This is a genomic window from Pantoea sp. ABR1s, assembly GCF_057812235.1.
In genome coordinates this window covers 3,200,928-3,213,149 of sequence record NZ_CM173823.1, presented here as the reverse complement: position 1 = coordinate 3,213,149, position 12,222 = coordinate 3,200,928, and the positions used below count along the sequence as shown (strand labels likewise).

The window sequence follows — 12,222 nt, the reverse complement described above, 5'->3', positions numbered from 1 at the left end:
TTTTGGTCTACGTCCTTGTCCGCGTAAATTCGTGCTTTTCCCCCGCTGGCTGTTGGCTTCCTTATCGACTCCTGTTAAAACGTCCTTTCGTAAAAATTTTTCACTACGGCAGGAAATATGAGTGGCAGTCAGACCTTAGTGGTCAAGTTGGGTACCAGCGTTCTCACCGGCGGCTCCCGTCGGCTGAATCGGGCGCACATGGTGGAACTGGTTCGTCAGTGTGCGCAGCAGCACGCGGCGGGCCACCGCATTGTGATTGTGACCTCTGGCGCGATGGCCGCCGGACGCGAACATCTGGGTTACCCCGAACTGCCACCCACCATCGCCTCAAAGCAGCTGCTGGCTGCGGTGGGGCAGAGCCGTCTGATTCAGCTGTGGGAACAGCTGTTCTCAATCTACGGTATCCATATTGGTCAGATGTTGCTGACCCGTGCCGACATGGAAGATCGCGAGCGCTTCCTTAATGCCCGCGACACGCTGCGCGCGCTGCTGGATAACCACATAGTGCCGGTGATCAATGAGAACGATGCCGTCGCCACCGCTGAAATCAAAGTGGGCGATAATGACAATCTCTCAGCGCTGGCGGCGATGCTCGGCGGTGCCGACAAGCTGCTGCTGCTGACCGACCAGCAGGGACTGTTCACCGCCGATCCGCGTAACAATCCTGAGGCTGAGCTGATCAGTGATGTCCATGTGATCGATGATGCGTTGCGTGCCCTGGCGGGCGACAGCGTATCGGGTCTCGGCACTGGCGGCATGTCGACCAAGCTTCAGGCGGCGGATGTCGCCTGCCGCGCCGGTATCGATGTGATCATCGCCTCAGGCAGTCGCAGCGGTGTGATCAGCGATGTCATTGACGGTAAGCCGGTCGGTACGCGCTTTCATGCGCAGCAATCGCCGCTGGAAAATCGTAAACGCTGGATTTTCGGTGCGCCTCCGGCAGGTGAACTCACCGTCGATGATGGTGCACTGGCGGCAATTATTGAACGCGGCAGTTCGCTGCTGCCGAAAGGGATCCGTGCTATTCAGGGGAATTTCTCACGTGGGGAAGTGATCCGTATCCGCAGTTTGCAGGGCAGGGATATCGCGCATGGTGTTTCACGCTACAACAGCGACGCGATGCGGATGATTGCCGGTCATCACAGCCAGCAGATCAGCGAAATCCTGGGCTATGAATATGGCCCGGTGGCGGTTCACCGCGACGACATGATCGTCAGTTAAGGAGCGGACAATGCTTGAAGAGATGGGAAAAGCGGCGCGCGCCGCAGCTTACACCGTGGCCGATCTGTCGACGGCAGAGAAAAATCAGGTTCTGATGACCATTGCCGACCGTCTGGAGGCGGAAAGCGCACACATTCTGGCGGCCAATGAGCTGGATTTAGCCGATGCGCGTCAGAACGGCATGAGCGCCGCGCTGCTGGACCGGCTGACACTCAATCCGCAACGCCTCGGCAGCATCGCCAGCGATGTGCGCCAGGTCTGTCAGCTGGCCGATCCGGTGGGGCAGTTAATTGACGGCGGTCAGCTCGACAGCGGGCTGCGCATTGAGCGTCGTCGCGTGCCGCTGGGCGTGGTGGCTGTGATCTACGAGGCGCGTCCCAACGTCACGGTGGACGTCGCCACTCTGTGCCTGAAAACCGGTAACGCCGCCATTCTGCGCGGTGGTAAAGAGACCTGGCGCACCAATGCGGCCACCGTCCGGGTGATCCAGAACGCGCTGAAACAGCACGGTCTGCCTGCGGCGATCGTTCAGGCGATCGAAAATCCGGATCGCGAGCTGGTGAATCAGCTACTGAAGCTGGATCGCTACGTCGATATGCTGATCCCGCGTGGCGGAGCCGGGCTGCATAAGCTGTGCCGGGAAAACTCCACTATTCCGGTGATCACCGGCGGCATCGGCGTTTGTCATATCTATATTGATGAGACGATGGAGATCGAACCTGCACTTGATCTGATCGTCAACGCCAAGAAACAGCGTCCCAGCGCTTGTAACTCACTGGAGACGCTGCTGGTGGATCAGGCGATTGCCGATCGTTTCCTGCCCGCCTTCAGCGCGCGTATGGCACAGGAAGCGATTGCGCTGCATGCTGACAGCAACGTGCTGGCGCAGCTGCAGCAAGGCCCGGCATCGGTCACGCAGGTGAATCCGCAGCAGTACAATGATGAGTGGCTGTCGCTGGATCTTAACGTCAAATTAGTGGCGGATATGGATGAGGCGATCGATCATATTCGTACGCATGGCACGCAGCACTCGGATGCCATCCTGACCCGTAATACCCGTAACGCCGCGCGTTTTGTCCGTCAGGTCGACTCCTCAGCGGTCTATGTCAACGCAAGCACCCGCTTCACCGATGGCGGACAGTTTGGCCTGGGTGCCGAAGTGGCGGTCAGTACCCAGAAACTGCATGCTCGTGGCCCGATGGGATTAGAGGCGCTGACGACCTATAAATGGATAGCATGGGGCGACGATACGCTCCGGCCATAACTGCCATAATTTTTAACAAAGCGGGAGTCTTTCAGAGACTCCCGTTTTTTTTAGCTCCATTTTCCGGTCCAGTGAAAGATAGAGTTTTCTGCGCATCAGCTTAATTTCCGTTCCGGTCTCGTCACTACTGGCCATTATTCTGGCTGATATTCACGCAATTTTTTACGGAACATTCCTGAAAGCCGGGGCTGTACGCGGCCTGAGGCAATATTTTTTGTCCAGCCGCGGGCTGAAGCGGATAATGATTATCAGGAATGCTTGATAAAGCGGTTAGGTAGTAAACGAGCGGTAATATAAAATGAACTGGTAGCAATAATGAAAATAACATCCAGTATCTCTTCTATGGCTGATTATTAACTAATGGTTAAAAAAGAAAGTACAAGACAAGCTTTCACCGCCAGGCTGATAGCGGCCTGTGAGAGTGCCGGCATTGCCGGACATGGACGAAACAAACAGGTTGCCAGGGCTCTGCAGCAGCAAGGCTGTAAGATTTCAACGCCGGGAGTGTGGAAGTGGTTTAACGCGCAGTCAGTGCCGGATGGCGGCAATTTACTGGCTCTCAGCCAGCTGCTGGGCGTCAGGGTTGAGTGGCTGCAATACGGTATGGAACAACCTGCTGAACCGGTGACGCTAAGTGCGCTCACCGGTCAGAAGAATGTGTTTCGGATTGATAGCCTCGACATTGGTCAGCGAAGTGCTGCAGGCCTGCCTGCGCGTGATGAGTTTGTCGAGACTATCCAGGCGATCGAATATGGTCTGGATGAGGCGCGGGTGCTGTTCAACGGGCGCCCGGCGGAAAACATCCGGTTAATCGCTATCAACAGTGACTCCATGGCTGACACCTTTGCGCCGCGCGATCAGCTGTTTGTGGATATCAGCGTGCGGATGTTCGACGGCGACGGCATCTATATTTTCACCCTCGATGAGCAGCTCTATCTCAAGCGCCTGCAGCTGCAGCATAAGAAAATCGCTGTGATATCAGACAATAAGCGCTATGAAACCTGGTATCTCAATCATGATGACGTCACCAGCCTGAAGGTACTGGCCAAAGTGATCATGAGCCAGGCGCGACATTATCAAATCCTCGGTTAAGGCCACTTCTGCCGGTTTTTTCAGGAAGGCTGAAAAAAAAATAATCGGCATAAATTCATAAATTTAACCAGCGGTAAATAAAAAATTAACCAACAGTGTTTGATAAAGCATAAGAACCTGTTAATAATTTGGATATGGATGAACGAAGCAGTTCTTTCAGGGACGAGCCGCTCTTAAACAATTGAGGCGCTGCACAAGCGCGAATCATACCACCCCAAAGTTAGTGAACTTTGGGATGGGGTGGATGCGCAAAATGCAGCGTCGTCAGATGCCGTTTATTTCCCCTCGCTTACTTTCCACCTGACTGCTAATGCAGCCGGGCGGTAAGCGTGCGACCGTGATACGCGACATTCGGGCCCGTTCGGTTCGCCGAAAGCTCGCGCCTGCCACCCCATCGCCAAAGACTCATTCACAGGAGGAGTTATGGCGATAATTCACTATGGCAAAAGCGTTTTTATAGGCAACGCACGTACTCGTCGCCACCGGCGGCGCCAACCTCTCAGCAGCCTGACACAGAGCATCGACGAGGCCCTGAACTTCCCAACTGAAACACCCACCCTGAGACGTGCAGAGCAAATCTGCCAGCGTCAGGTCGCCCCGCGCGTTGACCGCGCAATTACTGCACCCCGCGTCACCAGTCAGGAAACACCCAGCTTCGACAATTGCTGTCTTCCGCACGTTCATCTCTACGCCGTGAGCTGAAACGCGCAGAAAACGCATTTTTCCGTTCCGGCTAACTCTTCGCTTTCTCCAGTTCTCACTGGGCGCAATTTGCTGAATTACTGTTCAGTTTTGCTGCAGGGTCAGTAAGGCCTTCTGCTGCGCCGTGCTGAGTAATGATCAGCGAGCGTTATGTATTTCTTTTCACAAGGCTGAGTTGCTTTAACCCGTCATTGAGGAGTCGTTATGAGCCAGATAATCGCAGTACTGAATTTTGAAGAGGGGTATGTCGACACGCCCTATCTCGACACGCTGGGCTTTCCCACGGTGGCCGGCGGCATTCGCATTGGACCCAAGGGGGCGTCTCTGAGTAATTACGCTTTCCGCGTGCCACGGCGCGTCGGTGATGTCTGGAAGCAGTGCATTCTTGAAAACAAAATTCAGGAGATGCAGGGCAGGGAGCTGCTGCGTAATGCGCTGGCGAAGTGCAACGACGCCCGCACCGACGTGCTGCTGAGCATGGCTTATCAGCTGGGCGTCGAGGGCGTCCTGCAGTTCAAAAACATGCTCAGCGCGATCGTGGCTGAACAGTTTAATGATGCGGCTGACGCGATGATGAACAGCCTCTGGGCCCGTCAGACGCCGGGCCGCGCCAGACGTCACGCGGAGATGATGCGCAGCGGAACCTATGCGGTTTACAGGGGGTTGCTATGAGATGGCTCATGTTTCTCACCGCCGTGCTGACGGCAATCATCATTCTGCTGCTGCTGCAGCGCTTTACCACCCTCCAGTTTGTCTCTCATGCCCGTCTGCTTTTCAAAACCTGGTCTGTCTGGCTTGCGTCGCTGGGTTCCATGCTCAGCGCCTGGGCGCAGTCGTTTCCTTCGGCCGCCGTTGATGCCTGGAGCGCACTGCCCGAAGACGTTAAAGCGATTCTGCCGCACAACTACCTCGGGCTGGTGGGCGCCTTCATGGTGGCGATGGGGGTGATTGCACAATTTGTTCGTCAGAAAAACCTGCTCAATGCGAAGGAGCAGTCTGAAGGAGCGAAGCCATGACTCTGATTACCACCTTACTGGGCGGCAGCTGGCACTGGATCGCCGCGCTGGCTGCGGTCATCGCGGCGCTGGGCGCCAGTTATTTCGGCGGCAAGAAAATCGGCAAAGTGCAGCAAAAAGCGCGTTCTGACGTCGATAACGCGCAACAGGAGGCGTCCCGCGTCACCGCGGTAGCGCAACAGCAACAACATAATCGCGAGGAGGCTAACCGTGTGGCGACTGACAACCATAGCCTTGATGACGCTGCTGCTCGCGACAAGCTGCAGCAGTCGAAATACCACAAACCCTGAGCCGGTGGCGATCACCGACTCTGCCTGCGTACTTTTTTCCCCTCTTTATACCTACGGCGATGACGCGCAAAAAATGGACGTTCGTACGGTGCGCGCCATCAACACCCACAACGACATGTGGGACTCCCTTTGCGGCCATCCGGCTGCGGCTAAGTAGTGCGCTGATTTCAGCGCGATATCTCTATGATCCTGAGGAGGATTCTATGATCGAAGTTAACTCTTTTGCTGAACTGCGTACCACTGTTCCACCAAAATCAGGTGAAGTCGCGAGCCTTAAACGCTATTACGATAAGGACTCCAGCTTCCGTGGCGGCGCAGACTTTGTCGGTTTTCTCAGCACCACTCCGCTGAAAGATGATGGCGGTACGGTGGCGGTGGGTAACGGTTTCTACTGGAAGCGCACCATCAACGATCCCGCCGAAGTGAACATTCTGCACTTTGGCGCGAAAGGGGATGGCGTGACCGATGACACTGAAGCCTTTAAGCGGATGCTGGCATGGACACAATCCTACAACGCCTACGCGAAAGCGATTCCGGTGCGTTTTCCGGGGGGCCGCTTCCTGATTTCACCCATCGATATCAGCGATACGGAGTTGTCGTTTTTTGGTCTGGCAGGCGATGATATGGAGCTCGGGTCGGCACCGCGCACCACCATTGTTTCTGATAAAAGCGCGAATACCGTGTTTAAGGTTAATGCGCGTCGAATCGTTATTAAAGGTATCTGCTGGCATGGACAGGCTAACGCCGGGACTGTCGACACCGCGGCCAAAGTCACCGTCACGCCTGAACAGTGTAGTAACACGCAGCCGTTCTTTGAAAATACTATTGTCGGAGGCCAGATCGTCAATATCTTCTGCTTCAAGGCGCAAAGTACCGGGGGAACCGTCTTTAAGCTGCAAGATACGCTCGACAGTAAGTTCGATCAGATTTACAGCTCCAATACCTTTTCACGGGTGTTTGATGTCGGCTGGTCAAACACACCGAAGGGGAACTGGGACCACTCAACCGCCATTGAGCTGTGTAATGCCAACTTCCAGTCGGGCTATGGCGACGCCACGCTCTATATGCCACGCGTCACACAGGGAGTGATGCGCAACGTCTGGATTGAGCACACGACTAACCCAGGGGATCTGTCGGATGGTGGCTGGAACATCGAAACGCTCAACATTGAAGATTGCGCCACGCCGCTCAATCTCAATAATGCCCGCGTGGTGATGCGCCATATCAACCTGCAGGCGGGGGCGAAAATCACCAATGATCTGGCCGGAAGTAAGTGGTTATCGACCTTCGAATATGGCTATCGTCGGGATGAGAACTACGGCACGTTCATGACCGGTTCGCTGCGTGCCGGCTACTACAGCGGCTATAAAGTGGTGAACAACACCGATACCGACAACTGGTATCGGCTGGGGCAGCTCTATTTCCCGGCGCCTAACCAGCAATGGGTAATGGAGCTGATCGGGAAAGCGGATGCGACCACGCCCTCCGGCACTGCCGGTTCACCGGTAAATATGCCGGCTACAGGTAAAACCCTGATCAACCTCCAGCGACTGGAGACGGTCTGGGCGGATGCTTACCATATGGGTCAGCCTTCCGTGCTGGACATTCGTTATGGCCGGGTAGGGACCACCTATGCCGTAATCTGGGTCAAGCTGAGAGCGAACAGCGGCGAGACCATGTTCAACCTGAAGACGACCGGTCCGACCCGCTTCGATACCGGTTCCTGCTCGCTGTTCCAGGCTGATATGTCGGTGGTTACGGACATCACCAAAATCAGCAACCTGAAACCCGCTGCACGTTTTGGCATGCACAACGGGCTGGCGGGCATCGGGGCCAACGAAAAAGGGGTGGTTACGCTGGCTACTGCTGCGGGTACGCCGACCAATAAGACCGCTCCGACCGGTTTTGTGCTGATCAATATCAACGGCGTTGACCGTAAGGTTCCTTACTACGATTGATGATCGGCATGTTTTGGGCGAGGCTCCGGCCTCGCCCTTTTTTGATCTGACATTATCTCCGCTTCTTTTTACGTCGCCAGAAAAGTCACCGCTGCACTGTGAAGCCAGACAGTCTCCCTGACACCGCCTTTCGCCTTCATCCTCGTCAACGGGCTGATTGCGATTAATTTGAATTACGGCTTGCGTCACTTTAAGAAGTGTGGCCTAATGAATCGTCGGTTTGATTAACAGACACTATCAAAGTAAGTAACCAAAGCAGTTCTCATCTCTAAGTTTGTCGCGAGACATCCCTTCTTTTTGAGTCTTCTCTTACGTTCTGATTAAAATCTGTTCTCAGGCCATTATGTATGCCGGAAGGCTCGATATATTAAGGATTTAAGCATGTCTAACAAAATTCGCGGTACCGTTAAATGGTTTAACGCAGAGAAAGGCTTCGGTTTCATCTCTCCTGCAGACGGCAGCAAAGATGTATTCGTACATTTCTCTGCAATCCAGGGCACCGATTTCCGTTCATTAGATGAAGGTCAGCAAGTTGAATTCACAGTAGAAAATGGCGCCAAAGGCCCAGCTGCTGCGAACGTTGTTGGTCTCTAAGGACTGAAAATTACTTTTAAATGTCCTCACTGTAGTGGCTCACAGTTTCGTACATCACATTTTGATGTTACAAGAGCCAACCCGCATGGAGCGAAATGCATTTTCTGCAAATCTGTCGTGGTTCAGGTGAACCTGGCAAGGATTGCAATTCAGAGTCAGCTTCGCGCTCTCTGATTAAGGCTAGTGAGCTTTATAGCGTTGTTGCATTTACAGTAATAAAAGGCTGCCTCTGGCAGCCTTTTTTGTTTCTGCGTTTCCTCCTTCTCAAACCTCACGCTTTATTCTTGTAACCTGCCTGTTTACTTTCACTTTCCCTGTATATTTGCAATTCCCTGGTATAACGCTAACCGCTAACCGCTAACCGCTCTGTTGCCTGTAACCTATCCGCCCTTATCGTCATCATTCTTAAACTGGCCCGCCGAAGCAGGCCGTTGAGAGGGATTAACGCAGTACGGGTTGCAGTGAGAGCTTGCCGGTATTAAACACGCTCATCGCCTGCGCCATACGCTCTGCCTGATCCTGCAGCGCTTGTGAGGCGGCTGACGCTTCCTGTACCAGCGCGGCGTTCTGCTGCGTCACCGCTTCCATCTGGGTAATCGCCTGATTGATTTCATTGATGCCGCTGCTCTGCTCGCTGCTGGCAATGGTGATTTCGCTCATGATGTTTGCCACGCTCTGCACGCTGTTCACCACTTCGCCGATAGTTGAACCGGCGTGTGTCACCAGCTTGCTACCTTCATCGACTTTAGCGACGGAATCTTCAATCAGTACCTTAATCTCTTTGGCCGCTGAGGCTGAGCGCTGCGCCAGATTACGCACCTCACTCGCCACCACCGCAAAGCCACGACCCTGTTCACCCGCGCGTGCCGCTTCAACCGCGGCGTTCAGGGAGAGAATATTGGTCTGGAAGGCGATGGAGTCGATAACGCTGATGATATCGACAATTTTTCGTGAGGAGAGGGCGATCGCTTCCATCTTCTCAATGACCTGCTCCATTACCACGCCACCTTCACGCGCCACGCTGGAAGTGGTTGAAACCAGGTGATTGGCTTCACGCGCGTTGTCGGCATTGTGTTTCACGGTCGACGTCATCTGCTCCATGGCAGAGGCGGTCTCTTCCAGCGAACTGGCCTGCTGTTCGGTTCGGGTCGAAAGATCAAGGTTCCCGCTGGAGATCTGATTAGAGGCCACCGCAATAGTGTCGGAGCCGGTACGCACTTCGGTCACAATCGACAGCAGATTATCGTTCATCCGTTGCAGCGCCTGCATCAGGACGCCGGTTTCATCGCGTGAGGTCACCTGCATCTGTGAACTCAGATCGCCTGCGGCAACGCGTTCAGCAACGTCAACTGCTGCAACCAGCGGACGCACAATAGAACGGGTCAGGAAGTAGCCCAGCAGAATAGACGCCAGAATCGCCAGCGCGGAGAAAATCAGCGTAATGGAGATAGCCGACTGACCATTTTCCACAATACCCTGGCCTTCACTGCGCAGCTGTGCGTCCTGAGAGTTGGCAAAATCTACGGCATCCTGAAGGAATTTGTTCTGGGTGGCGGTCATCGATTTCAGGACATAGGTGCTGGCAGCCTCAAAATCGCCCGCTTTCACCAGGGTGATCAGCTCTGCTTTAACCTTCTCAAAAGCCTGGGAAGAGGCCAGCAGACCGGCGATCTTTTTCTTGCCGACCGGCGTGACCTGAATATCTTCGATCCTTTTCATTGCGCTGTTGGTGCGTTGCGTGGCTTCATCCAGCTGACCATAACGCTTCACATTCATTTCCGGACGTGTCGTGTCGATCACCATGCCGCGCAGGTATTTGATCTGATCGTTGACGCCATCGCGCACATCAAATGCCAGTCGTACTTTCACATAACGATCGTCAACGATCGAGGCGATCGCCGTATTAATGCTGTTAATCCTGGTTATGGATGTCACGCCAATCACTATCAGTAACGTCACAATAATACCGAAGGCTGCTGCGAGCCGCATTCCCACCTTCATATTCTTGATACTGAACATGTTCTCTTCCCCGTTTTATTATTAATCAATTTGTTAGCAACACTCAGGTTTCCTGCTGTTGTGCGCAGTGCCTTGCTGATGTCTGTGGTCACAGCCTCAGGCAAAAAGGTGATCTCGCGCATACTGTTATCGGAGAACGAAGTTGTACCTTTAATAATTTTTAAGTAATAACGCCGGGTGAATAAATAGTCAGTAAAAATCATCAGAAATGGTTAAGTAATAACCAGAGGAAATTCAGACAAAAAAAAGGGCTGTCAGCAGTGATGCTGACAGCCCGATCCAGACAAGGATGAATGGATTCAGAAAACTAAGAAGTAGAGGCCTGTCCAGAACGCGACGCTTAATGTGACGGCGCTAATCCAGGCCAGCTGGCGTAAACGGCCACGCAGCACCTTTTGACGGGAAGGCGTAGCAGGTGCAGGCGTAACGGGTAAAGTTTCAATGTGCATAGTCGGTTCCTGATCAGGTCAGCCATTCTGCTGGCTAAAAAGTAAAAGCGTGCCGGGCATTCTTAGCGGCCCGCATTCGCTTAGCGGGCAGTGTCGAGAACGTTGAAAATCACGTCTGACAGCTCATTCAACTCAAACTTTGCCACATAGCCATCGGCACCCACTTTGCGCACGTGATCTTCGTTGGCGCTGCCAGAGAGTGAGGAGTGAATGACGACCGGCAGAGCCTTGAGGATCGGGTCACGCTTGATGTTGCGGGTCAGCGTAAAACCATCCATCTCTGGCATTTCCAGATCGGTCAGCACCAGGGCGATTTTGTCATGAATCGATTCGCCGGCAGCCTGCGCTTCCTGGCTCATCAATTTAATTTTTTCCCAGGCATCCAGACCGGTGTTAAACATCAGCGCCGGAATGCCCATACTCTTCAGACCCTGCTCCAGCAGCTGACGCGCGACTTTGGAATCTTCTGCCACAATCGCCACCGCACCTGGGCTGTAGTTGAAGGCACGCGGTCTGGCTGCTTCCGGTTCGACGCCGCGCACCGATGGGATGATGTCATAAAGGATTTGCTCAACGTCCAGCACCATCGCCAGCTCGTTGCTCTGCTTGTCACTGTCCAGGCAGGCGATGCTGGTAATGTTGCGGCCGCCGATACCGGCTTCGGCGGTATGCACCTGGCTCCAGTCGAGACGCACAATGTTCTCAACTGACTCCACGGCAAACGCCTGGGTGTTACGGGCATACTCGGTAACCAGCAGCAAGTTAAGACCGGTTTCCGGCACACAACCCGCCACGGCAGGCAGGTCGATGACCGGAATGAACTGGCCACGAATACTTGCCATACCCAGCAGCGGCGAACGCATGCCTGCGGCTTTGGTGATAGTTGGCATCGGCACAATTTCACGCAGCTTGAAGACGTTAATGCCAAACAGTTCAGACTTGCCTTTCAGCTGATCGGAACCTAAGCGAAACAGCAGCAGCTCAAACTTGTTCGATAACGCGAGGTTCGCTCTCTCATCGATCTCTTTCTGAAAATTATCCATGGTTGCCTCTGCATTAACGCAGCTGGTGAAATAGGGTGTGAACAGGTTATCGGCAGCAAACGGAAAAAGGTGAGAAGAGAAGGGTGAAATAAAACGGACGCCAATTAATGTGCCAGGATTAACCCTGAAGGTTCAACATGGACACCTTTCCAATAAAGGAGTGTGAAATGAAAAAAGTGATTCTGGCGTCGTTGCTGGTGATGATGAGTGCGGGTGTTTCGGCCGAAGAGGGCGGATACAAAGCAGGCGATACGCCACCACCGCAACACAAGCAGGATGCCGGCTATAAAGGTTCAGAAGATACCGGTCAGACACATATTGATCAGATCCGCGATTTCCGTCAGGGCGGATATGTGACGCTGGAAGGTTACATCCTGAAGAAAGAGCAGGGCGAACGGTATCAGTTCCGTGACAACACCGGCACCTTACCGATTATCGCGCCGAAGAAGACCTTTGATGGTAAAACCTACACCGCAGAAGACAAAGTACGCGTCAGTGGCAAGGTACAGGGCAAAGGGGATAAAACCACGCTGCATGTGACCCAAATCGAAGAGCCGTAACAAACCGGGCGAGA

The 12,222-nt window shown here is 53.8% G+C and carries 14 protein-coding genes; 11 read left to right on the top strand and 3 right to left on the bottom strand.

From position 1 onward, the window contains the following. Positions 1-117: 117 nt before the first annotated feature. From proB to ymcF, 10 genes are all read left to right on the top strand, one after another. Positions 118-1,221, top strand: a complete 1,104-nt coding sequence (gene proB, locus ACXKZD_RS15240) for a glutamate 5-kinase (protein WP_010255198.1) — start codon at positions 118-120, stop codon at positions 1,219-1,221. A 10-nt stretch (positions 1,222-1,231) separates the two neighbouring features. After that, positions 1,232-2,485, top strand: a complete 1,254-nt coding sequence (gene proA / locus ACXKZD_RS15235) for a glutamate-5-semialdehyde dehydrogenase (RefSeq protein WP_223566347.1) — start codon at positions 1,232-1,234, stop codon at positions 2,483-2,485. A gap of 360 nt (positions 2,486-2,845) precedes the next feature. Beyond that, positions 2,846-3,577, top strand: coding sequence for a S24 family peptidase (locus ACXKZD_RS15230; protein ID WP_010255201.1), 732 nt, complete (start codon positions 2,846-2,848; stop codon positions 3,575-3,577). 423 nt (positions 3,578-4,000) lie between these two features. Then, positions 4,001-4,279, top strand: a complete 279-nt coding sequence (locus ACXKZD_RS15225) for a transcriptional antitermination N peptide (protein WP_071785064.1) — start codon at positions 4,001-4,003, stop codon at positions 4,277-4,279. Positions 4,280-4,483: 204 nt separating this feature from the next. Next, a complete protein-coding gene (locus ACXKZD_RS15220; protein ID WP_010255203.1) occupies positions 4,484-4,951 on the top strand; it encodes a glycoside hydrolase family protein in 468 nt (155 codons plus the stop codon). Continuing rightward, complete coding sequence (locus ACXKZD_RS15215) at positions 4,948-5,295, top strand: DUF7940 domain-containing protein (RefSeq protein ID WP_010255205.1); 348 nt, start codon at positions 4,948-4,950, stop codon at positions 5,293-5,295. Before ACXKZD_RS15220 ends, ACXKZD_RS15215 begins: the two co-directional genes overlap by 4 nt. Beyond that, entirely contained in the window at positions 5,292-5,585 is a 294-nt protein-coding gene (locus ACXKZD_RS15210) for a hypothetical protein (protein WP_010255207.1), read from the top strand. Before ACXKZD_RS15215 ends, ACXKZD_RS15210 begins: the two co-directional genes overlap by 4 nt. A 203-nt stretch (positions 5,586-5,788) precedes the next feature. Further along, positions 5,789-7,543, top strand: a complete 1,755-nt coding sequence (locus ACXKZD_RS15205) for a glycosyl hydrolase family 28-related protein (protein ID WP_061704291.1) — start codon at positions 5,789-5,791, stop codon at positions 7,541-7,543. 381 nt (positions 7,544-7,924) lie between these two features. Then, the gene (gene cspE / locus ACXKZD_RS15200) at positions 7,925-8,137 is read left to right on the top strand and encodes a transcription antiterminator/RNA stability regulator CspE (protein WP_003854408.1); all 213 of its coding nucleotides are present in this window, start codon (positions 7,925-7,927) and stop codon (positions 8,135-8,137) included. 3 nt (positions 8,138-8,140) lie between these two features. Continuing rightward, positions 8,141-8,311 (top strand): cold shock small protein YmcF, encoded by a 171-nt coding sequence (gene ymcF, locus ACXKZD_RS15195; RefSeq protein WP_085978710.1) that lies wholly within the window; start codon positions 8,141-8,143, stop codon positions 8,309-8,311. A 267-nt stretch (positions 8,312-8,578) separates the two neighbouring features. Here ymcF and ACXKZD_RS15190 read toward each other — a convergent pair whose 3' ends face one another. The 3 genes from ACXKZD_RS15190 to ACXKZD_RS15180 all read right to left on the bottom strand — a co-directional run bounded on the left by ACXKZD_RS15190 (position 8,579) and on the right by ACXKZD_RS15180 (position 11,648). Continuing rightward, positions 8,579-10,156 (bottom strand): methyl-accepting chemotaxis protein, encoded by a 1,578-nt coding sequence (locus ACXKZD_RS15190; RefSeq protein ID WP_010255214.1) that lies wholly within the window; start codon positions 10,154-10,156, stop codon positions 8,579-8,581. A gap of 299 nt (positions 10,157-10,455) precedes the next feature. Continuing rightward, positions 10,456-10,605 carry a hypothetical protein gene (locus tag ACXKZD_RS15185; protein WP_022625169.1) on the bottom strand — a complete coding sequence of 50 codons (150 nt, stop codon included), beginning with the start codon at positions 10,603-10,605 and terminating at the stop codon, positions 10,456-10,458. Between the two features lie 80 nt (positions 10,606-10,685). After that, on the bottom strand, positions 10,686-11,648 hold the full coding sequence (locus ACXKZD_RS15180) for a chemotaxis protein (protein WP_488981711.1): 963 nt from the start codon (positions 11,646-11,648) through the stop codon (positions 10,686-10,688). 167 nt (positions 11,649-11,815) lie between these two features. Here ACXKZD_RS15180 and ACXKZD_RS15175 point away from each other — a divergent pair, with 167 nt between their 5' ends. Further along, a complete protein-coding gene (locus tag ACXKZD_RS15175; RefSeq protein ID WP_033785405.1) occupies positions 11,816-12,208 on the top strand; it encodes a YgiW/YdeI family stress tolerance OB fold protein in 393 nt (130 codons plus the stop codon). Positions 12,209-12,222: the final 14 nt, after the last annotated feature.

What these genes read in the sequence shown, in the direction of transcription:
- proB (WP_010255198.1), top strand. Translation starts at nt 118, where the DNA reads ATGAGTGGCAGTCAGACCTTAGTGGTCAAGTTGGGTACCAGCGTTCTC.
- proA (WP_223566347.1), top strand. Translation starts at nt 1,232, where the DNA reads ATGCTTGAAGAGATGGGAAAAGCGGCGCGCGCCGCAGCTTACACCGTG.
- ACXKZD_RS15230 (WP_010255201.1), top strand. Translation starts at nt 2,846, where the DNA reads ATGGTTAAAAAAGAAAGTACAAGACAAGCTTTCACCGCCAGGCTGATA.
- ACXKZD_RS15225 (WP_071785064.1), top strand. Translation starts at nt 4,001, where the DNA reads ATGGCGATAATTCACTATGGCAAAAGCGTTTTTATAGGCAACGCACGT.
- ACXKZD_RS15220 (WP_010255203.1), top strand. Translation starts at nt 4,484, where the DNA reads ATGAGCCAGATAATCGCAGTACTGAATTTTGAAGAGGGGTATGTCGAC.
- ACXKZD_RS15215 (WP_010255205.1), top strand. Translation starts at nt 4,948, where the DNA reads ATGAGATGGCTCATGTTTCTCACCGCCGTGCTGACGGCAATCATCATT.
- ACXKZD_RS15210 (WP_010255207.1), top strand. Translation starts at nt 5,292, where the DNA reads ATGACTCTGATTACCACCTTACTGGGCGGCAGCTGGCACTGGATCGCC.
- ACXKZD_RS15205 (WP_061704291.1), top strand. Translation starts at nt 5,789, where the DNA reads ATGATCGAAGTTAACTCTTTTGCTGAACTGCGTACCACTGTTCCACCA.
- cspE (WP_003854408.1), top strand. Translation starts at nt 7,925, where the DNA reads ATGTCTAACAAAATTCGCGGTACCGTTAAATGGTTTAACGCAGAGAAA.
- ACXKZD_RS15190 (WP_010255214.1), bottom strand. Translation starts at nt 10,156, where the DNA reads ATGTTCAGTATCAAGAATATGAAGGTGGGAATGCGGCTCGCAGCAGCC.
- ACXKZD_RS15185 (WP_022625169.1), bottom strand. Translation starts at nt 10,605, where the DNA reads ATGCACATTGAAACTTTACCCGTTACGCCTGCACCTGCTACGCCTTCC.
- ACXKZD_RS15180 (WP_488981711.1), bottom strand. Translation starts at nt 11,648, where the DNA reads ATGGATAATTTTCAGAAAGAGATCGATGAGAGAGCGAACCTCGCGTTA.
- ACXKZD_RS15175 (WP_033785405.1), top strand. Translation starts at nt 11,816, where the DNA reads ATGAAAAAAGTGATTCTGGCGTCGTTGCTGGTGATGATGAGTGCGGGT.